This is a genomic window from Halomonas litopenaei, from assembly GCF_017303055.1.
GTDB classification, from domain to species: Bacteria; Pseudomonadota; Gammaproteobacteria; order Pseudomonadales; family Halomonadaceae; genus Halomonas; species Halomonas litopenaei_A.
This window is the reverse complement of the sequence record NZ_JAEKJT010000001.1, coordinates 437,220-457,712: the sequence shown is the minus strand read 5'-3', so window position 1 is coordinate 457,712 and position 20,493 is coordinate 437,220. Positions and strand designations below refer to the sequence as shown.

16 protein-coding genes are annotated in these 20,493 nt (G+C 62.6%); 10 read left to right on the top strand and 6 right to left on the bottom strand.

The features are described from left to right. Positions 1-107 precede the first annotated feature (107 nt). Complete coding sequence (locus JF545_RS02050; RefSeq protein ID WP_206938071.1) at positions 108-737, top strand: TetR/AcrR family transcriptional regulator; 630 nt, start codon at positions 108-110, stop codon at positions 735-737. A gap of 9 nt (positions 738-746) precedes the next feature. Here the strand turns inward: JF545_RS02050 and JF545_RS02045 are convergent, their stop codons facing one another. From JF545_RS02045 to JF545_RS02035, 3 genes are all read right to left on the bottom strand, one after another. After that, positions 747-1,430, bottom strand: a complete 684-nt coding sequence (locus JF545_RS02045) for a lysozyme (RefSeq protein ID WP_206938068.1) — start codon at positions 1,428-1,430, stop codon at positions 747-749. Positions 1,431-1,622: 192 nt separating this feature from the next. Next, positions 1,623-2,888, bottom strand: coding sequence for an ArgE/DapE family deacylase (locus tag JF545_RS02040; protein ID WP_206938066.1), 1,266 nt, complete (start codon positions 2,886-2,888; stop codon positions 1,623-1,625). 147 nt (positions 2,889-3,035) lie between these two features. Then, entirely contained in the window at positions 3,036-3,743 is a 708-nt protein-coding gene (locus JF545_RS02035) for a GntR family transcriptional regulator (RefSeq protein WP_315899971.1), read from the bottom strand. Positions 3,744-3,939: 196 nt separating this feature from the next. On the opposite strand from JF545_RS02035, the gene JF545_RS02030 reads away from it, so the two are divergent. From JF545_RS02030 to JF545_RS02005, 6 genes are all read left to right on the top strand, one after another. Next, positions 3,940-5,553, top strand: a complete 1,614-nt coding sequence (locus tag JF545_RS02030) for an ABC transporter substrate-binding protein (protein WP_206938055.1) — start codon at positions 3,940-3,942, stop codon at positions 5,551-5,553. 128 nt (positions 5,554-5,681) lie between these two features. Next, positions 5,682-6,662 carry an ABC transporter permease gene (locus tag JF545_RS02025; protein ID WP_206938052.1) on the top strand — a complete coding sequence of 327 codons (981 nt, stop codon included), beginning with the start codon at positions 5,682-5,684 and terminating at the stop codon, positions 6,660-6,662. Continuing rightward, on the top strand, positions 6,659-7,492 hold the full coding sequence (locus JF545_RS02020; protein ID WP_206938050.1) for an ABC transporter permease: 834 nt from the start codon (positions 6,659-6,661) through the stop codon (positions 7,490-7,492). The genes JF545_RS02025 and JF545_RS02020 overlap by 4 nt, the downstream gene beginning before the upstream one ends. Positions 7,493-7,495: 3 nt before the next feature. Then, a complete protein-coding gene (locus tag JF545_RS02015; RefSeq protein ID WP_206938048.1) occupies positions 7,496-9,232 on the top strand; it encodes an ABC transporter ATP-binding protein in 1,737 nt (578 codons plus the stop codon). Next, entirely contained in the window at positions 9,229-10,737 is a 1,509-nt protein-coding gene (locus JF545_RS02010) for an FAD-binding oxidoreductase (protein WP_206938046.1), read from the top strand. The genes JF545_RS02015 and JF545_RS02010 overlap by 4 nt, the downstream gene beginning before the upstream one ends. A gap of 146 nt (positions 10,738-10,883) precedes the next feature. Then, positions 10,884-12,002, top strand: coding sequence for a pyridoxal phosphate-dependent aminotransferase (locus JF545_RS02005; RefSeq protein WP_206938037.1), 1,119 nt, complete (start codon positions 10,884-10,886; stop codon positions 12,000-12,002). A gap of 185 nt (positions 12,003-12,187) precedes the next feature. Here the strand turns inward: JF545_RS02005 and JF545_RS02000 are convergent, their stop codons facing one another. Further along, entirely contained in the window at positions 12,188-13,018 is an 831-nt protein-coding gene (locus JF545_RS02000) for a 2OG-Fe dioxygenase family protein (RefSeq protein WP_242520561.1), read from the bottom strand. 333 nt (positions 13,019-13,351) lie between these two features. Here JF545_RS02000 and JF545_RS01995 point away from each other — a divergent pair, with 333 nt between their 5' ends. Further along, positions 13,352-15,259, top strand: coding sequence for a putative bifunctional diguanylate cyclase/phosphodiesterase (locus tag JF545_RS01995; protein WP_206938028.1), 1,908 nt, complete (start codon positions 13,352-13,354; stop codon positions 15,257-15,259). A 297-nt stretch (positions 15,260-15,556) separates the two neighbouring features. Then, entirely contained in the window at positions 15,557-16,360 is an 804-nt protein-coding gene (locus tag JF545_RS01990) for a lipopolysaccharide biosynthesis protein (protein WP_206938027.1), read from the top strand. Between the two features lie 200 nt (positions 16,361-16,560). Here the strand turns inward: JF545_RS01990 and JF545_RS01985 are convergent, their stop codons facing one another. Further along, entirely contained in the window at positions 16,561-17,904 is a 1,344-nt protein-coding gene (locus JF545_RS01985; RefSeq protein WP_206938025.1) for a UDP-glucose dehydrogenase family protein, read from the bottom strand. A 299-nt stretch (positions 17,905-18,203) separates the two neighbouring features. Further along, on the bottom strand, positions 18,204-19,202 hold the full coding sequence (locus tag JF545_RS01980) for an NAD-dependent epimerase (RefSeq protein WP_206938023.1): 999 nt from the start codon (positions 19,200-19,202) through the stop codon (positions 18,204-18,206). 177 nt (positions 19,203-19,379) lie between these two features. Here JF545_RS01980 and JF545_RS01975 point away from each other — a divergent pair, with 177 nt between their 5' ends. Continuing rightward, entirely contained in the window at positions 19,380-20,489 is a 1,110-nt protein-coding gene (locus JF545_RS01975; protein ID WP_206938021.1) for a glycosyltransferase, read from the top strand. Positions 20,490-20,493: the final 4 nt, after the last annotated feature.

The following is a 20,493-nucleotide window of genomic DNA, read 5'->3' as shown; positions in this document are numbered from 1 at the left end:
AGCGGATATCAGTACGCCGATGTAAGTCAGCAGGTATAGGCAAGCAGGTAACGTAAGCAGAACCCAGCCATCGGACGGCGGGGGACCATCAGCAAGAGGACGAGCAGATGTCGGCCAACGACTCAGCCCATCAGGGCTTTACCCCCCGAGGAGAAGCCCGCAGACAGCGCCTGCTGGCAGCCGCCAGGGAGGTCTTTCTCGAAAAGGGATACGCCGGTGCCAGCGTCAACGATATCGTGGCCCGAGCGGGAGGGTCGCTGAGCACGCTCTACAAGCTGTTCGGCAACAAGGAAGGGTTGTTCGTGGCGTCGATGGAGGCCCAGGCCTCCAGCGTGTGGAGTCGCCTGGGTCAGGCCGGCGAGCGACCGCCGGAAGAGGTGCTGACGGAACTCGCCCGAGACCTCATGGACCTGGCCCTGCCCGCCGCCAACATCCGCCTGATTCGTGGCATCGCTGCCGAGGCCGAACGCGCCCCGGATCTTGGCGCACTATTTCTCGACCACGGCCCCGACCGCACCCGCCGCGAACTGGCCGACTACCTCAACGCCCAGCATCAGCGGGGTCGACTGACGGTCAAGGACCCGCGCGCCGCCGCCGGCATCTTTACCGGCATGGTACTGGGCGAGTGGATGCTCGACTCCCTGGTGGGTCGCCCGCCCCAGCTCGATGCCCAGGCCAGGGACGAGCGCGCTCGCCTGTGCACCCAGCTGTTCCTCGGCGGGCTCGGCGGGCAGTAAGTCCCGGGGTCAATCGTTACCGATGGCCGGTCCATAATCCGCGGCGCTGAAGATCTTCCATTCGCCGGCACGTCGACGCTTGAGGCCAGCCAGCACCTGACCCCCTGCTCGATTCCACGCAAGCCAGGCGTCTTCAAGCGTGGCATAGGGCGTATCGGCAGTCGGGTCGCACAGCATGCTGGCCAGGGAGGACCGGCTGAAGGCGCCCACGCCAATATTGAATGCCAGCAGCACCATGGCATCGAACTGATGCTGCCCCAAACCCGCCGCCCCGACCCAGGGGCGACACGCTTCCAGCCGCGCCAGCACGCCCTGCTCGATGTCCTGGAGATCTCGACGCAGCAGCGAATCCGCCCAGTTCAGATCAATCCCCCGAGCAAACCGAGACCACTGCCCCTCCTCGATCAGGTGGCCGACGCCAATGGTGGCGCCGGGCTGCCACTCATCGATCGTCTCACCGGTGAGGTCGTGATAGGGCAACAGGCGACACCCTTCCGCGTCGATCAACCATCGCCGGCCACGCGGGCTCAGCCTGCTGGGGGGCGGCTGAATGTACGCCGCCAGCTCGTCATACAGTGATAGCGGCCAGCTACGGCTGCCCTCCTTGTCATCACTACCGGCCTCATCGTGGCGACCGGTGTAGGCGACGTCCTGCTGCTCGCGCCCTTCACTACTCCCTGCCTGGGTGACCATGGCATCCTCCTGCGCACTTCATTCCGTGAAGCCATGTCCCGCAGGGTGACAGTCAACGACGTCAGCCATCCCGACTCAGGACAAGGTTATGTGACGGCACGGCACCGATATGTCCGGTGCCCGCCCCAGATCAACCCGACTGGCCTCGGCAGGGGCGTGCGCGCAGCGAGATCTCAGGTCGACGGATCTCGGCTAGGCAACGCCATCGGCCGCTTGCCCCCAGCGATACAGGAACAAGGCATAGGCCCGCAGGGTATGACGAATGGACGCAATATCCACCCGCTCATCCACGCCATGGATGCGCTCGGCCACGGGGCCATAGCACGTGCCAGAGATACCATAGCGGTTCAACGCTCTCAGGTCGGTGGTGCAGGTCAATGCCACCGACGGCAATGCTTCACCGGTCAGGGCCCGATGACAGTCCGCCAGCAGCGCCACACCCGGATGATCCAGGTTGACCTGGTGCCCCTCGGAGCGGAACCCGTGAAAACTGACCTCCGGTGCCGAAATCCCAGACCCCATGCCCTCTCGTGCGGCATCGACGCACTGGCGCACCTTGTCCATGATCTCCTCCGCTGCCACCCCCGGCGGAAAACCGATACGCCCTTCCAGGGTGGCATGACAGGGCACGCTGGAGGCCCAGTTGCCGCCTTCGATGCGGCCAATATTCAAGTTGAACGGGTGCTCGACGGCGTCATAGGGTGCCTCGCGCCCGGCATTCAGCTCGGCTTCCAGCGCCTTGAGCGGCGCGATCACCGCCTGGATGGCCTCGATCGCATTACTGCCCGCAGAGGTGTCCAGCACGTGGGCCGGCACCCCTTCCAGCGTCACCTTGAACCACAGGGTCCCGACCTGGGCAGTGGTCAGCGTGGCGCCAAAGGGTTCGGGAATCAGGGCGAAATCCCCCCGTCCATCCCGCGCCAGGCAGGCCAGAGCCCCGTGACCGGTACACTCTTCCTCGATGACCGTCTGCAGCGTGAGCGGAAAGCGGATATCGAATCCTGCCCGCTGCATGGCGGTCACCGCGGTGACCATGGCGGCAATGCCCGCCTTCATGTCACCGGCGCCGCGTCCGTAGAGCCAACCATCCTGCTGCCATGGCTCCCACGGCGACCTAGTCCACATCGACACAGGCTCCGCGGGGACCACGTCCAGATGCCCGTTGAAGATCAGGTGCGGCCGATTCGATGTACCGTTGATCACCGACACCAGGTTGTAGCGATCGTCAGCAGCGCCTGGCGGAGAATCCGGCAGCGGCACCCGCTCTACTGTCAGGCCCATGCCCAGCAAGTGCTGCTCCATCACCTGCAAGACACCGGTTTCAGCCCCCAGCACGCTGTACTCGCGCACCAGGTCCGACGTCAGGGCCAGGGTGTCGGGCATCAGTTCGTCACACACATCGAGCAGCCGCTGCTCGTTGGCGTCCAGCGCCTCAGCAGACAGTAGGGACGTTGTCATTGGCGGAAATATCCAAGGTTGAGATGAGTGTCGAAGCGGCCAGGCCGGTGCCGATGATCCATCTCGCACACCAGTTATGCACTTTCGAGCAGGATGGGCACAAGCCTGTAGGACCGCGGAATTAGCAGGGATTGATCTACATCAATCTCACTGGTGGTTGTTTGGGTGGTTGGCGCTGTTATGGCCGTCGGCGAGACGCTCGATCACGGAATCACGCGCTACACCAATGTGATAGTCGACCTCTTCGCGGCAACGCTCCGGGTCGCCACTGCGTAGGGCATCCAGCAGGCGCCAGTGCGAGGCGGCGATGCTCTCCGGGGTGTCGTGGGTGCGGGTAATCAGCGTGATACACAGCCGCAGCTCGAAGCTAAGGTCGTCAAAGGCACGCAGCAGGCGGGGATTGCCGGCAAGCTCGAAAACCCGCCGGTGGAAGGCAATATCTTCCTCGATCTTGGCACTCTCATCGTGACCCGAGGCGACATCACACAACCGTTCGATCTGCTGCTTGAGGCTCTGCTCGATGTCCTCATCAAAACGCAGCATCACCCGCTCGAAGGCGTGTCGCTCAAGACCGATGCGCAGGTCGAAGACATCGTTGAGCTCCGCCACATCCAGACTACGCACAAAGAAGCCACGTCGTGGCCGTGACACCAGCAGCCCGCGGCTTTCCAGCAACCTGGCGGCCTCGCGCACCGGCGCACGACTGATGCCCAGCTCGCTGGCCAGTCCGGCTTCTGACAGTCGCTCCCCCGGCGCAAAGCGCGCCGCCAGAATCGACTCGGTCAGGTAATCCACCACCTGATCCACCAGGTTGCGTTGAATCACGAAGGGGGCGGGGTAGGCATCTGAAGGCATGGTCATCCTTTGCGTTGAAGCGTGGGCCATGGCCCAGGAAGCTGGCACAGCGGGTACCGTACCGATCCAGTATGCACGGAGTCGACCATCAACAACAGTCGATTGACGACTGTCGACAGTTTGGATCAGCACTGCTAGGTTCTAGAACAGCCACTGACAACAGTCACTCATAACAACTGCCAAAAAAAGGTGCCCCATGTCTGCGACGTCTCGCCGCTTCGCCGTTCCCCTCATCACATCGACGCTGGTGTCTCTGGGACTGGCCGCTACCCTGCCCGCCTCCTCGGCCCTGGCTCAGGACACTACCGACAGCTCGTCGGCACAGCCCCAGCGCGGTGGTGTCATCGACACCATCATTCAGCCGGAGCCCCCCGGCCTGGTGCTGGGCATGATCCAGAACGCGCCCACGCGCACCGTGGCGGGGAACATCTACGAGGGGTTGCTGCGCTACTCCACCGATATGGAGCCGATGCCGCAGCTGGCCAAACGCTGGGACGTAAGCGAAGACGGCCTGACCTACACCTTCTACCTGCAGGAAAACGCCAAGTGGCATGACGGCGAGGCCTTCACCGCAGACGATGTGGTGTTCTCTGCCGACGTCTTCCACCGGGAGCTCAATCCCAGTGCCCGCGCCGTGCTGGAGCACGTGGAGAGCATCGAGGCGACCGACGAGCACACCGTGGTGTTCACCCTCAAGAAACCCTTCGGCCCCTTCCTGATCTCCTTCGAGGCAGGCACCTTCACCATGGTGCCGGAGCACATCTACGCGGGCACCGACTTCCGCAATAACGACGCCAACAATCACCCCATCGGCACCGGCCCCTTCCAGTTCGACAGCTGGGACCGTGGCACCGTGATCAAGCTCACCCGCTTCGACGACTACTATGAAGAGGGCCTGCCCTACCTGGACGGGATCAACTGGCACATCATTCCCGACGGCGCCTCCCGTGCGGTCGCCTACGAGAACGGCACCGTGGACGTGCTGCCCTACGGAACGGTAGAGAACTTCGACGTGCCCCGTCTGACCGCCATGGACAACACCTGCGTGACGGACAAGGGCCACGAGTACTTCAGTCCCTTCGCCATGCTGTGGATGAACAACCGCGAAGGACCGACCGCCGACAAGCGCTTCCGCCAGGCAGTGATGTACGCCATGGACCGCGAGTTCGCCCGTGACGTGCTGTGGAACGGTATGGGCGAAGTGCCGGCAGGCCCCTTTGGCTCCAACGCCAAGTTCAATGACCCGGATCTCGACGGCTACGCCTACGACCCCGACAAGGCCGAGCAGCTGCTGGATGAGATGGGCTACGACGGCGAAGAGATCACCCTGCTGCCGCTGCCCTACGGCGAGACCTGGAATCGCTGGGCCGAAGCCGTTCAGCAGAACCTCAAGGAAGTCGGCATCAATGTGCGCACCGAGGCGACCGACGTCGGTGGCTGGAACCAGCGCCTGGGCGAGCGCGACTACGACCTGGCCTTCACCTACCTGTATCAGTACGGCGATCCGGCGCTCGGCATCTCGCGCACCTACCTGTCGACCAACGCCGAAAAAGGCTCGCCCTGGAACAACGTGGAAGGCTACCAGAACCCCGAGGTCGATGAGCTGTTCAACAGCGCCGCCACCGCCTACCCGGACAGCGAGCGCGAGCGCCTCTACCACGAAGTGCAACGCATCCTGCTGGAGGACGCTCCCCTGGGCTGGCTGCTCGAGCTCGGCTTCCCCACCATCTACCGCTGCAACGTCAATGACCTGGTGACATCGGCGGTGGGCGTCAATGACGGCTTCAAGGACGCCTGGATCGCCGACTGATCGCCGACGGATCGCCAACCGATACCCCCACCGGGCCGACGACCTGCTTGTCGGCCCGGTGATTGGCCAGATTCCCGACCAGATGACGGGGTCGCCCGCGGCCCCGAATGACTGCGCGAGAACCCATCATGCTTTACGCCCGACTTATTGTGTCGCGCCTGATCAAGGCAGCCGTCGTGCTGCTGATGATCGTCGTGTTCAACTTCGTGCTGATCCAGCTCGCTCCCGGCGACCCCGCCGCCATCCTCGCGGGTGAAGCCGGCGCCGCGGACGAGGCCTTCATCGCCCAGCTGCGCGAGCGCTTCGGCCTGGACCAGCCCATGTACGTCCAGCTGTGGCACTACGTGTCCGGCATCCTGACCCTGGACTTCGGTTACTCCTATCGCCAGCAGATGCCGGTACTGGATCTGATTATGGATCGCCTGCCAGCCACCCTGCTGCTCACCGGCACCGCCTTTGTGCTGTCGCTGGGCCTCGGTATCCTGGCCGGCTCCATGGCCGCCATGCGGGTCAAGAAGGCCTCGGGCTCCTTGATCATGGCCCTGGCGCTGCTGTTCTACGCCACACCGCTGTTCTGGGTAGCGCTGATGGCGGTGGTGCTGTTCTCGGTGTACCTGGACTGGCTGCCCGCCTACGGCATGTTCACCGTAGGTGCCAATCTGGAGGGGCTGGCCTACGCCCTGGACGTGGCCAAGCACCTGGTCCTGCCAGCCACCACGCTGGGCCTGTTCTTCATGGCCATCTACACCCGCATGACCCGGGCCTCGATGCTCGACGCCGCCCAGCAGGACTTCGTCAAGACCGCCCGGGCCAAGGGCCTGGCGCCGCGGGTTATCCAGCGTCGTCACATCCTGCGTAACGCACTGCTGCCGATCATCACCCTGGCCGGGCTACAGGCCGGACAGATGGTCGGCGGCGCGATCCTCACCGAGACCGTGTTCGCCTGGCCCGGTATCGGCCGCCTGATGTACGAGGCACTGATGCAACGCGACTACAACCTGCTGTTGGGCATCTTCTTCTTTTCTGCCGCCCTGGTGATCCTGTTCAACATCCTTACTGATCTCGTCTATCGCCTGGCGGATCCACGTATCAAGGGGGCTGCCGCATGACGTTCTTTGCCCGTTTTGCCCAGAACCGAGGCGCCCTGGTGGGCCTGCTGATCCTGTGGGCGATCATCCTGATGGCGGTACTCGCCCCGCTACTGTTTCCGGAATCACCCTGGCGCATGGTCCAGCGTCCGTTTCTGCCGCCCATGGCCCAGGAAGGCTTCTGGCTCGGCACCGATACCATGGGACGCAATGTTGCCGCCGGGCTGATGCACGGTGCCTGGGTGTCGCTGTTGATCGGCCTGGTCTCCACCGCGGTTGCCCTGGCCATCGGCGTGCCCCTGGGCGCCATTGCCGGCTACTACGGTGGCTGGGTCGACGATGCGCTGATGCGCTTCACCGAGTTCTTCCAGACCATTCCCAACTTTGCCCTGGCCATCGTCCTGGTGGCGATCATGCAGCCCAGCGTGACCTCCATCGTGCTGGCCATTGCCATCGTCAGCTGGCCACCGGTGGCGCGCCTGGTACGCGCGGAATTCATGTCCCTGCGCCAGCGCGAATACGTGGAGGCCGCGCGCCTGGTCGGCCAGAGCAACCTGCAGATCATGCTGCGCCAGATCCTGCCCAACACCCTGTCGCCCATCATCGTGCTGGCGTCCTTGATGGTCGCCACCGCGATCCTGCTGGAGTCGTCGCTGTCCTTCCTCGGTCTCGGGGATCCCAACGTGATGTCCTGGGGCTACATGATCGGCGCCGCACGCACGGTGATTCGCCAGGCCTGGTGGCTATCGTTCTTCCCTGGCCTGGCGATCCTGCTCACGGTGCTCGCCCTCAACCTGGTGGGCGAGGGACTGGACGACGCCCTCAACCCCAAACTGGCTCGGGAGCGCTGAACCATGGCGACCAACAACGACCACAGCACGGCGCCTATTCTGCGCATCGAAGGCCTCAGCGTTGCCCTGCCCCAAGGGGCCGACCGCGACTATGCGGTCGAAGACCTCAGCTACGACGTCAGCCCCGGCGAAATCCTCTGCGTGGTGGGGGAATCCGGCTCGGGCAAGTCCATGGCGGCCAATACCATCATGGGGCTGTTGCCCAAGGGCGTGCGTGCCACCGCAGGGCGCATCCTGTTCGAAGGCATCGACCTCTTGAGCCTGGACGACAAGCGTCACAGGGCCCTGCGCGGCAAGCAGATCGGCATGATCTTTCAGGAGCCGATGACCGCGCTCAACCCGCTGATGCGGATCGGCGACCAGATCGCCGAAGTGTTCGAGGCCCACGGAGAGCTGAAACCCGCGCAGCGCCAGGCCCGAGCCCTGGAGCTGCTGAAGGAAGTCGGCCTGCCCCAGCCGGAGCGCGCCATACGTGCCTACCCCTTCGAGCTGTCCGGTGGCCAGCGCCAGCGCGTGATGATCGCCATGGCGCTGGCACTGGAGCCGCGGCTGCTGATCGCCGACGAGCCCACCACGGCCCTGGATGTGACCACCCAGGCACAAATTCTCTCGCTGATCGCGGAGCTGCAGCAGCGACGCGGCATGGCAGTCATGTTCATCACCCATGACTTTGGCGTCGTGGCCGAGATCGCCAATCGCGTCTGTGTCATGCGTCAGGGACACATCGTCGAGCTGGGCCGCCGAGACGACGTCCTCGACCATCCGCAGCATGACTACACCCGAGCGCTGATCGAGGCCATACCCGCCGACGCTGCCCCACCCCGGCGCGAGTCGCAACCACCGGCGCCCATGCTGGAGGTGCGACAGCTGAATCGGGTCTTCCGCTCTCGCGGGGGCTTATTCAAGCCGTCTCGGGAAGTGCGCGCCCTGGACGACGTCAGCTTTACCCTGTCCCGAGGGGAAACCATCGGCATCGTCGGTGAGTCCGGGTCCGGCAAGTCGACCCTGGGACGCTGCATCGTCCGGCTGGAACGTCCTGACAGTGGCGAAATCCTAATTGGAGGCGAAGACCTGTCGGCGCTAAGTGGCGACGCTCTGCGCCAACAGCGCCACCGGATACAGATGGTGTTTCAGGACCCTTATGCCTCCCTCAACCCGCGCACTCGGGTGGGCATGGCGATCGCCCAGGGGCCCATCGCCAACGGTTTCCCCAAGGCCGATGCCCTGAGCAAGGCCGACGAACTGCTGGAACTGGTCGGGCTCGGCGGCAGCGCAGACCGCTACCCCCACGAGTTCTCCGGCGGCCAGCGCCAGCGCATCGGTATCGCAAGGGCCCTGGCGCTGGATCCCGAGCTGATCGTGGCCGACGAGGCGGTGTCTGCCCTCGACGTGTCCATCCAGGCTCAGGTGCTCGAACTGCTGGAGGATCTCAAGCAGCGCTTCTCGCTGTCGCTGCTGTTCATTACCCACGACCTGCGCGTGGCGGCGCAAATCTGCGATCGGATCATCGTCATGCAGCACGGCCGCATCGTCGAACAGGGCACCGCCTCGGAGGTCTTCCTGACCCCCAAGGAGGAGTACACCAAGGAACTGCTGGCAGCGATCCCTGGACGCAAGAGCGAACACGGGAGCCGTCACGACAGTCCTATCGAACAAAAGAGCGAAAGAAAGAGCGAACAAAAGAGCGAAGGCCATAACGAAGGAAGTAGCGGCAGCCAGCAGGAGGCCTATTCATCATGACGGAAGCGACATCTCCTCTCTCCGGCTCTTTCTTAACCGCTTCTTCGGCCTCTGCGTCGCCTTCGTCCCCAGCGTCCTCCTCGGTGGGCGCGTCCGCCGAGGATAGAAACGCACTGCTCGCCACCTTGAGAGAGCGGCTCGGCGACAATCAGGTCCTGACCGGCGAGGACGTGGCCCGCCGCCAGGTGGACTGGTTGAGCGGCGCAGCCTGCCGGGCTGCTGCCATCGTCCGGCCCGGCACGCCGCAGGAGGTGGCTGAGGTACTGACGCTGTGCCACCAGGTGCGCCAGCCCGTCGTCACCCACGGCGGGCTGACCGGCCTGGTTCACGGCGCCGAGGCAGAACCGGACGAGCTGGTGCTGTCGCTGGAACGGCTGACCCGCATCGAGGACCTGGACCCACTGGCCGGGACCATCACCGTGCAGGCGGGCGTACCGCTGCAGCAGGTGCAGGAGGCGGCCAGAGAGGTTGGCATGCAGTTCCCCCTCGACCTGGGGGCCCGCGGCAGCTGCACCATTGGCGGTAACATCGCCACCAATGCGGGAGGCAACCGGGTCATCCGCTACGGCATGATGCGCCAGCAGGTGCTGGGGCTCGAGGCCGTGCTGGCAGACGGTCAGGTCATCAGCGCCATGAGCCCGATGCTCAAGAACAACGCGGGCTACGATCTCAAGCAGCTGTTTATCGGCAGTGAGGGTACCCTGGGCGTCGTCACTCGCGCCGTGCTTCGCCTGCAGCCGGCGCTGTCGGATGCCCGCACTGCGCTGATTGCCTGTCCGGATTTCGCCTCCATGACCGCCCTGCTGGCACACCTACGAGACCGACTGGGCGGCGGCCTGGCGGCCTTCGAGGCGATGTGGCGCAATCATCTAACGCTGATCACCGCCAATGGCCGCCATAGCGCCCCGCTGGAGCTGGACGCGCCCTACTACGCGCTGGTGGAATCCCTGTCCGGCGATGGGCCGCACCACCAGGCACAGTTTGAGAGCGCGCTGGAAAGCGCCTTCGAACAGGGCTGGGCCAGTGATGCGGTGATCGCCCAGTCCGACACCCAGCGGGAGCGGCTGTGGGCGATTCGCGATGACATCGAAGGCCTGGTGGAGGCGCTGTCCCCGCTGATGGCCTTCGATATCAGCCTGCCCATCTCCGCCATGCAGGACTACGTGGATGAGGTCGAGTCGGCGCTGACCGCACGCTGGCCCCAGGCGCGGCTGGCGGTGTTCGGCCACCTGGGCGACGGCAACCTGCACTTGTCCGTGGGCGTCGGCAGCAACGATGCCGAGACCCGCCACGGTGTGGAAGCGTGCCTGTACCGCCCCCTGGCCGACCGGCAAGGCTCGATCTCGGCCGAACACGGCATCGGCCTGGAAAAGCGCGACTGGCTATCGATCTCGCGCAGCCCTGAAGAACTGGCGCTGATGGCGACGCTAAAGCGCAGCCTCGACCCGTTGGGACTGCTTAACCGACACAAGGTCGTGCCATGGACAGCCGCCCAGGATCATTGACGACCTGGTTGATACATTAGCTACCCGGCTCTTAAATGCCCGGCTCTTGGATTTTCGGCTTTCAAGCACCCACGTTTATTGCCTCAAAAGCTCATTGCTTCAAAAGCTTATTGTCACCGACCACAGGAACCTCTACAGGATACGTTATGGCCTCCGACACCCCCGCCTTCGCTGATCACCTCTACACCCCGGGACCGGATAACCCCTTCCCAGGCATCTGGGTGCTCAAGCGCCGGATCGGCAAGGAGATCCCTCATCGCCTCGGCTCCAACGAAGGGCTCGACATGCCACATCGCGCCCTGCGTGACGCCTTCGGCGACGCCATGGCCGAACACGTTTACTGCTATGGCGACGCGGAAGCCCTGGCCGTGCGTGAACGCCTGTGCCGCCTGCATGGCTTCGAGCTGGATACCCTGCTGGTAGATGCCGGCTGCGACAGCCTGCTGGCGCTGGTACTGCGGGCCACCGCGCCAACCGGCACTACCGTGGTCAGCTCCGCCGGGACCTACCCCACCTTTGGCTACTTCGCCCAGGGCCAGGGGTGTCGGCTGGTGGAAGTCGACTATCACGAAACCGCCGACGCCCTGGCACCGGACATCGATGTGCTGATAGAGGCCGCCCACCGGCATCAGGCTCGCCTGGTGTACCTGGCCAACCCTGACAACCCCACAGGCCACGTCCACCCCGTGGCGGAAGTCGAACGGCTGCGAGCAGAGCTACCCAAGGACTGCTGGCTGCTGCTCGACGAGGCCTACCATGACTTTCGGGATGATGCGGCAGAACCCGCCTTTACCCGCGCCCTGCCGGGGGTGATTCGGTGCAGGACGCTGTCCAAGGCCCACGGCCTGGCGGGCCTGCGGGTCGGCTACGCCATCGCCGACCCTGACACCCTGGCGATGCTGATGAAGGTGCGCATCCACTATGCGGTGTCCACCTTGAGTCTGGCCGCCGCCGAGGTGGTGCTCGACCACCAAAATGAGACCGACGCGCACATCCAGGCGGTGCTGGAGCGTCGTCACCGCCTCGCAGAACACTTCAAGGCACTGGGGGCCGACGTACTGGAAAGCGGCACCAACTTCATTGGAATACGCCTGGCCGACGCCGACACGGCGCGCCAGGTTCACGCCGACCTGTTGAATGAGGGCAAGCTGATCGCGCGACCCGCGCACCCGGCGCTGGGGCACGTGCTGCGCATCACCGCAGTGGCCGACGCCCTGGAGCCGGGCCGCCTGGCCAGGCTCGAGCAGGCGATTCAAGCTCGCTGAGCCTCTGCTGAAAGACTTCAAAGTGGGCTATCACCCACAGGATCATCGCCGACGGGCACAGGCCCGTCGGCGATGACGTCAGGGGCTACCTCCTTGAGTGGTTGCCGCCCGCCGGTGCCAAACGGCTAACGCTCAGGCAAAGGCGTGAGTGCAGCCAACCGCATCGGCTTGGGCGAACAGATCGCTTAGCTGTCGTGTACCGCCACGTTGAGGGTGGCGTCGGGAAAGTGCCTGCGCAGCATGCGGTTCTGGAACTCGTCCACAAAGCAGGCGTTGATGATAATGATGAAGCGCTCGAACGGGGCGTCCTCGCGACACTGGCGGATGCTGTCCACGCTGTGGAACAGCTGATCATCGCGCAAGTGCAGTATCTCACCCGGGGCCAGGGTGATACGGCCCACCTCCTGCTGTCCGGCCTTGTCCAGGTACAGGGTGTTAACCGCGCCCTCGACGTTGTCACGGCTGAGCACCACGATACTCAGGTACTTGCAGCCGTCGGCGTGGATTCCCTGCCCCTGCAGCGGGTCGACGCAGCCATCCCCTCTCACCCCGGTAATCTGCATCAGGATGGGTGACCTGGCCGGCAACTCCCACAGCTCTGCCCACGCCTTGACGAAGGCCTTCACGTCCTCACGCTCGGTAAAGGCCGGCAGCAGCGGCTCGTAGTAACGCAGGCGATCAGCCATGCTGGCCGCATCATTGAAGCGACCTCCCTGGGCCATGGGGCATTCACCCAGTGTCTCGACCTCACCGCTATCGTTCAGGTGCAGCCAGGACATCCGCTTCCAACGCTGGTTGACGTAGGGGTCGCGGGGTAGATCCGCCACGAAGGCTTGCCACGCAGCCAGATCAATCCGCGCCAGCGTCGTCTTGCTCCAGGACTGAGAAGCCACTCCCTCGTGGACCGATGACTCCCAATAGCCAGGAGCAGGTGTTTCATACCATTCTTGTATCGCACCGGCGTCCTCCACCAGCGCCAGATGGCGGCCGACGTTCATCTCTTTGATTGATTTCATGACATTTTCCTCGTTTTTATGCGCATTCACGCGCATTTCATGGATGTTGCTTACGCAACAACGAGGATCATGTGGAGGCCCTTGAAGCCGGTCAAATGCCGGTTTGTACGCAAAACCGGAGACTAAAACCCTACCGCTTTGCTGGTATCGCCACCCATGCCGTCGGCATGGTAAAACTCACTTTTCATGTTCCTGATACCGTCTTAGGTCGCGCTTCGGGACGTTCTGTACGACACTTGCTACATATGCATGTCCATTACAACGTGTGCAGTTCGACGCAATCTCTTCAGCCACTCTCTTCCACTACTACGTCGTGATTGACCGCACAGGGGTATGACGCCATTGCACATCGGTGACAGACTTCCACCCTATCCTCGCGCCAAGCAGGACAGTCGCAAACAGGCTAGCGATCAGCGGCTTAGCCAGAGCGAAGCCGAGGCGCCGGCGCTTCCATCACTGACGCTCAGTGAATGGCGTTTCCGCGAGCTGCTGATGAGTCTCTCGCGAGTGGCCGTGCAGGGGTACGATCGTGATCGTCGGGTCATCTACTGGAACAGCGCCAGTCAGGCACTGTATGGCTACAGCGAGCAGGAAGCCCTTGGCCGCCGGCTGGAAGAGCTGTTGATTCCCGATGCCATGGTGCCTGCGGTTATCGACGCTCATCAGGCGTGGGTCTGCCACGGCACCGAAATCCCCCCGGAAGAACTGGAACTGAAGCATCGCTCCGGCGCCACCGTGCCGGTCTTTTCCCACCACGTGATGCTTGCCCAGGGCAGCGACAACCCGCTGATGTTCTGTATCGACATCGACCTGGCAGGCGAACGCCAGGCCCGCCGCGACCTGGACTACATGACCCGCTTTGACCGTTTGACGGGGCTGCCCAACCGCCACGCCTTCGAACATGACCTGGCGGGTATGCTCGAAGAATGCCGGCTACATGATGACAGCCTGTTGATCCTGTTTATCGATCTGGATCGCTTCAACGAGATCAACGACACCCACGGCTACGAATACGGGGACAAGGTCATCAAGGAAGCGGCCCGGCAGCTAAAGTCCTTTCGACGCAGCCACGACCTGCTGGCACGCTTTGGCACCGATGAATTCGTGCTGGCCATGCCGCGGGTCGATGTGGCCAATGACGCCACCCAGGTGGCCGACCGGCTTCTTGAGAGCATCGCCAGGCCCATGCGCATCCAGAACCGGGAGCTGCGCATCAATGCATCGGTCGGGCTCAGCCTCTATCCCGACAATGGCAGCGCGGTACAGGAACTGGTCGGTAACGCCGATGCGGCCAAGACCAGGGCCAAGCAGGAAGGCCGCAACACCTACCGCTTCTTCAGCCCTGAGGCTCACGCTGCCATGGTGCGCCAGCACAGGATCGCCGCGAGCCTGCAGCGCCTGCTCGACCAGGATGGCAAGGCTGACAAGGAGGGCGAGCTAAGCCTGGCCTATCAGCCCCAGGTGTCCGCAAGCAGCGGCTACATCGACTCCATGGAAGCGCTGCTGCGCTGGACCACCGCGGAAGGCGAGTTTATCTCCCCCGGGGAATTCATTCCGGTGGCCGAACGCAGCGAGCTGATCACGCGACTGGAAGACTGGGTGCTGCATCACGCCTGCCAGCAGCAACAGCGCTGGCGTCAGCAAGGGCTAAGGCGGGTCAGGGTCGACATCAATATCTCGGGCAGGCACGCGATGATGCCGGGCATGTTCGAGGAGTGCTCCCGTTGCGTCGAGAGCTACGGGCTCGGCCCCAAGGATATTGGTATCGAACTGACCGAGAACGTGTTGATCGAGGCCGGCCAGAGCGTACTGGATAGCCTGCGCTGCCTGTATGACCAGGGCTACAAGATCGCCATCGATGACTTCGGGACAGGCTTCTCTTCCATGAGCTACCTGAAGTTCCTGCCCGTCACTGCACTGAAGATCGACCGCACCTTCGTGGCCGAGTGCACCCAGGACCCCAAAGACCGCGCCATCATGGAAGCCAGTATTTTCCTTGGCCACCGCCTGGGCCTTGAAGTCATCGCCGAAGGCGTCGAGACCGCCGAACAGGAAGCCCTGCTACAGGAGATGCGATGCGACCTGCTGCAAGGCTACTACTACCACCGCCCTACCGATGCCGCCAGCATCGCACGACTGCTGCGCGCAGGCCCATTGGGGCTAAGCGGCAAAACAAGCGGTGGGGCCCACGGCAGCAGGGTTGAAAGCACAGGGTCTCGCACAGGTACGAAATATAACTGAACGCCATATGACAGTCGCGTAGCGCTGGAACAAGCTAGAGAACGAGTGAGACGATGCGACGCTTTGTACGAGATGGCTCCCATCTGGCTCGCCGCGTACGACTCTCCCCCTGCTCCTCAAACCTGCGTTATACCTTTACTTAGTCGTCAACGCGCTTGCGCCGGACGGCGGCTTCTGTATCCTCAGCTACTAACTTCCGCCTGATGGGTCGAGCAATCCAAAAGCCAGGTAGGAAGCATGACACTTCGCCATCCGTCACGCTTTTCACAGCGATGTACCAGCAAGGACCACACGGCAATGACCAACACCCCCACCCAGCCCCCAGAGCACTACTTCCCCAGGCCGCCTGCGGATGATGAGATATCCCTGGTAGATATCGCGCTCATCCTGGTTCGCCGTTGGAAGATGATGGCGGTGATCTTTCTGGTCGTCGTGCTGGCAGCGCTAGCGTTCGCCCTGAGCAAGACCGACACCTATCGCTATGTGTCCATCTACAACGTAGCCGAGCGCCAGCCGCATAACGGATCTGGCGTGGGTACACTGGAAAGCCCCCAAAGCGTTGTGGCAAGAATCGACAACTACTACTTCGATGTGGTGTCGAACCGCCTGATCGAAGAGAACGGCATCGAAAGACTCGGATTCGAGACCGAGGCTGAAGCGCCGGACAATGTGGCCTTCCTTACCATTTCTTCCGAGACCGACGAAGCCAATGCAGACCTGGTGAAGGAATACCACCAGGCGGTACTCGATGAGGTAAAAGCCGACCAGGACCGCCTGCTTGAAAAGCGCCGCGCCACCCTGGAGCAGCAGTTGGAAACCACCAACGCCAGTCTTGAAGCTGCCCAGAACTCTACGTTGGAAAGCGCCGCTGAGTTGGTCGCCAGCTACACGGACAAGCGCTTCAACGTGGAGCAGGAACTGACTTATTTGGCGGAAGGCCACATTCAGCGCGTCGCAGCCCAGGGCCGTGAGCCGGTGGGCATCAGCAAGGCCTTGATCTTGGCACTGGCGATTGTGTTGGGTGGCATGCTGGCCGTGATGGCCGCCTTTATTGCAGAGTTTGCCGGCACCGTGCGCAAGGCCTCCCAGCAGCGCGGCTGACAGGCTCATAAGCCAAGAGGCAATTAAGTTAAGGGGCCCGCAGCACCATCAACGAAAACCGCCCCGCAGGCTTGGCCTGCGGGGCGGTTTTTTATCTGGCTCGGACGGTTTATGGGAGCAAGGTCAGGGGGCTGCTATGCCGCGACCAGCCTCAGGCCAACCTCAGCCATCTTACTTGCCTCAGCCAATCTAAACTCGCCTCAACTCGCCTCAACCAGCGAGTCGCCCCGCCCTACTGCGAAGTACATCAATCCAGCCTGGCGCACGATATCCGGGTCGTAAAGGTTGCGGCCATCGATCAATACTGGCATTGCCAGCTGTTCCTTCAACCAGCTGAAGTCCACGGAGCGAAACTCCTTCCACTCGGTGCAGATCACCAGGGCGTCCGCGCCTTTCACTGCCTGGATACGGTCCCCCGCCAGCATCAGGTCTTCACGCTCGCCGTAGATGCGGCGGGCTTCACGCATGGCTTCAGGATCATACGCCTGGACCTTGGCACCGGCTTGCCACAGGGCCTCCATCAGGGTGCGGCTAGGCGCATCACGCATATCGTCGGTGTTGGGCTTGAAGGAAAGCCCCCACACGGCGATGGTGCGCCCCGTTAGATCCCCATCAAAGGCATTGGCCAGTTTGGTAAATAGCGTCTGCTTCTGGCGGTTATTAACCGCCTCGACCGCGCCAAGCAGCTCGGCCTGGTAGCTGACCTCACGGGCGGTGCGCTCCAGAGCCTGTACATCCTTGGGGAAGCAGGAACCGCCGTAGCCACAGCCGGGGTAGATAAAGTGGTAGCCAATGCGCGGGTCGCTGCCGATACCACGGCGCACCTGCTCCACGTCCGCTCCCAGGCGCTCTGCCAGGTTGGCGATCTCGTTCATAAAGCTGATCTTGGTGGCCAACATGGCATTGGCGGCGTACTTGGTCAGCTCCGCCGCGCGCACGTCCATAAACATCAGCTTTTCCTGCAGGCGGATATACGGGGAGTAGCATTCCCGCATCAGCTGCTTGACCTTGTCGGAATCCGTACCCACCACGATACGTGCCCCGTGGGAGAAATCCTCGACAGCGGCGCCTTCCTTCAGAAACTCGGGGTTGGAACACACGTCCACGTTTAACGCCACGCCGCGGGCATCGAGCTGGGACTGCACCATGGCCTTGACCTTGTCGGCGGTGCCGACCGGTACGGTGGATTTGTCCACCACCACCTTGTCATCCTGCATATGCTCACCGATGGTCTTGGCCACCGCCAGCACATACTGAAGATCCGCACTGCCGTCTTCGTCCGGCGGCGTGCCGACAGCGATAAATTGCAGGGTGCCGTGGTCCACTGCCGTCTTGGCATCTGTCGTAAAGACCAGTCGCCCCGCCGCCACGTTGGCCTTGACCATCGGCTCGAGGCCTGGCTCGAAAATGGGAATCTCACCACCTTCCAAGCGAGCGATCTTGTTTTCGTCCACGTCCATGCACACGACATCGTGGCCGACGTCTGCCAGGCAGGTCCCTGTGACCAGTCCCACGTAACCGGTGCCAAAAATGGTGATCTTCATTCCTTGCTACTCACTCACTGCTTGGTTGATCGGCCAAGGATAGCAACCTCGGCATAGATTTGGCACAGCAAAAGCCAGGCCTACATCAATGGGGAGACATCCCTAGCGGTGTCGTCACGGCAACTAGCTCGGCAGGCACCAGTAAACCGGGCGCCACGCCAGGCCCCTTCCCCCGTGCCGACCCCAAGAGACCAAAGCCCCTTAAACTTAAGCTCCCGGGGAATATGCCTAATAGGTGAAGCGATCGAGCCTCCAGCAACGTAGGGCATCATCAGCGCCGGCGTTTCTGCAGTCTTTCCCTAAACGCGATAGAAGTCGCGATACCACTCAACGAAGTGACGTACGCCCTCTTCTACCTGCACCCGGGGCTTATACCCTGTAGCCTGATAGAGGGCATCGGTATCCGCCCAGGTACGGGGCACGTCGCCCGGCTGCATGTCCTTGTAATCACAGATGGCCTGCTTGCCCGTCGCCTTCTCGATGGCGCGCACAAAGTCCATGAGTGATACCGGGCTACCGTGACCGATGTTGTACAGGGCGTAGGGCGCAGACGCGGTGTCCGTAGTGACCTCGGTGCTACCTCTTGGCGTCGGCACCACCTCCAGCACGCGCACGATCCCCTCGACGATATCGTCAATATAGGTAAAGTCGCGAGACATCTGGCCGTGGTTGTAGACCTCCATGGCTTCGCCGTTTAGCACCGCCCGCGTGAACTTGAACAGGGCCATGTCGGGACGCCCCCAGGGGCCATAGACGGTAAAGAACCGCAGCCCGGTGGTCGGCAGGTCATACAGGTGGGAATAGGTGTGGGACATCAGCTCGTTGGCCTTCTTGGTGGCCGCATACAGGCTGATGGGATGGTCCACATCGTCGTCAGTCGCAAAGGGGACCTTGTCGTTGGCACCGTACACCGAGCTGGACGAGGCATAGACCAGATGCTCTACCCGGCTGTGACGGCATCCTTCCAGGATATTGAGATGCCCCACAAGGTTGGCATCGGCATAAGCATGCGGGTTCTCCAAGGAGTAGCGAACCCCCGCTTGAGCCGCTAGGTGAATCACGCGCTGGAAGCCCTCTCGCTCAAAAAGCGCGGCCACTCCAGCACGATCCGCTATGTCCAGCCTCTCGAACCTGAAATCTGTGCAGTTGCTCAAGTCCTTGAGGCGGGCCTCCTTGAGCGCTACGTCGTAGTAATCGTTGAGGTTGTCAATGCCGACAAGATCATGTCCTAACCCACTCAACTTCTTGACCACAGCGTGCCCGATAAACCCTGCAGCGCCAGTAACGAGAATCTTCATACACTCACCTAAAAAGTAGTCGGCAACATTGTACGCTGTGCTATGTCTTCTTGGCAGCCTTGGAACTCGAATGAAAGCAGCATCTGAGGCGCCCTTGCCTTCAGCTGCTCCAACTCAGATGTGCTAGCATTCGCGTCGACATCAGCACGCGAGACCCACCCGTTGCAGGAGCCAACCGTGAAATCACAGCGCATCGCCTTTGTCATTGAAGACCTTTATGGGGGCGGTGCCCAGAAGTCCCTGCTGTACACGGCGGACCAGCTGCGCCAGCGCGGCCATGCGGTCAAGGTCTTCACGCTGCGCGACAAGGTGGAACATCGCCTGCCGCCGGGCCTCGATATCGAAAACCTGGCAGTGGTCACGCGCTTTACCAAGGCGACCTCCACCACGCTGACCGAGAAATGGCAGGCCCGCAAGATAGGCAAAGCCCTGGACGCCTGGCGACCAGAGGTCGTGATTTCCTGCTCCTGCGACAAGATCACGCGACATCTGGACTGGGACAACCTGTACTTCTGGATCAAGTCCGACGTCAGTGCCAAGTTCAGCCAGCCAGAGGCCAGGGAGAAGGCCTTCGACAAGGTGAGACGCTTCTACGGCGGTCGCAAGGTCATTGCGGTGTCCCAGGGGGTCAAGGAAAACCTGGAGAACGTCGTCGACCTCAAGGCCGAGACCATTATCCCCATCTATAACCCATACGAGCGCGAGCCGTTTGTCGAGATGGCGGCGGAGACGCTGACCCTACCGGCAGGCATCCGCCAGGGGGAGTACCTGCTGTCCGTGGCGGCCATCGAGCCCCGGAAACGCCAGGACAGACTGCTGCGGGCCTACCGCAAGGCACGTGATGAACACGGGCTCACCATGCCGTTGGTGCTGCTGGGCAAAGGCAAGCCGGAGAACGAGGCGACGGTGAAGGCGCTGATCGACGAATTATCCCTTGGTGAACACGTACATCTGCTCGGGTATACCGCCAACCCCTACGCCTTTATTCGCCACGCTCTGGCGATGGTGCTGACCTCTGACGCCGAGGGGCTGCCACGAGTGTTGATTGAAGCGCTGTTGTTGCACACGCCGGTGATCAGCGTTGACTGCCCCAGCGGCCCAAAGGAGATCCTGACCCAGGAACTCAGCGACTTTCTGATCGACCGCGAGGATGAAGATGGGCTAGCCAATGCCATGGCCCGCATGGCCTCGGCTCCCGTCACAATCGAGCCCCGCCACTACCAGCAGTTCCTGAAAGAGAACGTGCTGCCGAAGTTCGAATCCCTGCACGTCAGCAAGCAGGCGTAACACC

Coding starts and splice junctions, on each gene's coding strand:
- JF545_RS02050 (WP_206938071.1), top strand. CDS start 108: ATGTCGGCCAACGACTCAGCCCATCAGGGCTTTACCCCCCGAGGAGAA.
- JF545_RS02030 (WP_206938055.1), top strand. CDS start 3,940: ATGTCTGCGACGTCTCGCCGCTTCGCCGTTCCCCTCATCACATCGACG.
- JF545_RS02015 (WP_206938048.1), top strand. CDS start 7,496: ATGGCGACCAACAACGACCACAGCACGGCGCCTATTCTGCGCATCGAA.
- JF545_RS01995 (WP_206938028.1), top strand. CDS start 13,352: ATGACGCCATTGCACATCGGTGACAGACTTCCACCCTATCCTCGCGCC.
- JF545_RS02005 (WP_206938037.1), top strand. CDS start 10,884: ATGGCCTCCGACACCCCCGCCTTCGCTGATCACCTCTACACCCCGGGA.
- JF545_RS02040 (WP_206938066.1), bottom strand. CDS start 2,888: ATGACAACGTCCCTACTGTCTGCTGAGGCGCTGGACGCCAACGAGCAG.
- JF545_RS01990 (WP_206938027.1), top strand. CDS start 15,557: ATGACCAACACCCCCACCCAGCCCCCAGAGCACTACTTCCCCAGGCCG.
- JF545_RS01980 (WP_206938023.1), bottom strand. CDS start 19,202: ATGAAGATTCTCGTTACTGGCGCTGCAGGGTTTATCGGGCACGCTGTG.
- JF545_RS02000 (WP_242520561.1), bottom strand. CDS start 13,018: ATGAAATCAATCAAAGAGATGAACGTCGGCCGCCATCTGGCGCTGGTG.
- JF545_RS02045 (WP_206938068.1), bottom strand. CDS start 1,430: ATGGTCACCCAGGCAGGGAGTAGTGAAGGGCGCGAGCAGCAGGACGTC.
- JF545_RS02035 (WP_315899971.1), bottom strand. CDS start 3,743: ATGCCTTCAGATGCCTACCCCGCCCCCTTCGTGATTCAACGCAACCTG.
- JF545_RS02010 (WP_206938046.1), top strand. CDS start 9,229: ATGACGGAAGCGACATCTCCTCTCTCCGGCTCTTTCTTAACCGCTTCT.
- JF545_RS01985 (WP_206938025.1), bottom strand. CDS start 17,904: ATGAAGATCACCATTTTTGGCACCGGTTACGTGGGACTGGTCACAGGG.
- JF545_RS02020 (WP_206938050.1), top strand. CDS start 6,659: ATGACGTTCTTTGCCCGTTTTGCCCAGAACCGAGGCGCCCTGGTGGGC.
- JF545_RS02025 (WP_206938052.1), top strand. CDS start 5,682: ATGCTTTACGCCCGACTTATTGTGTCGCGCCTGATCAAGGCAGCCGTC.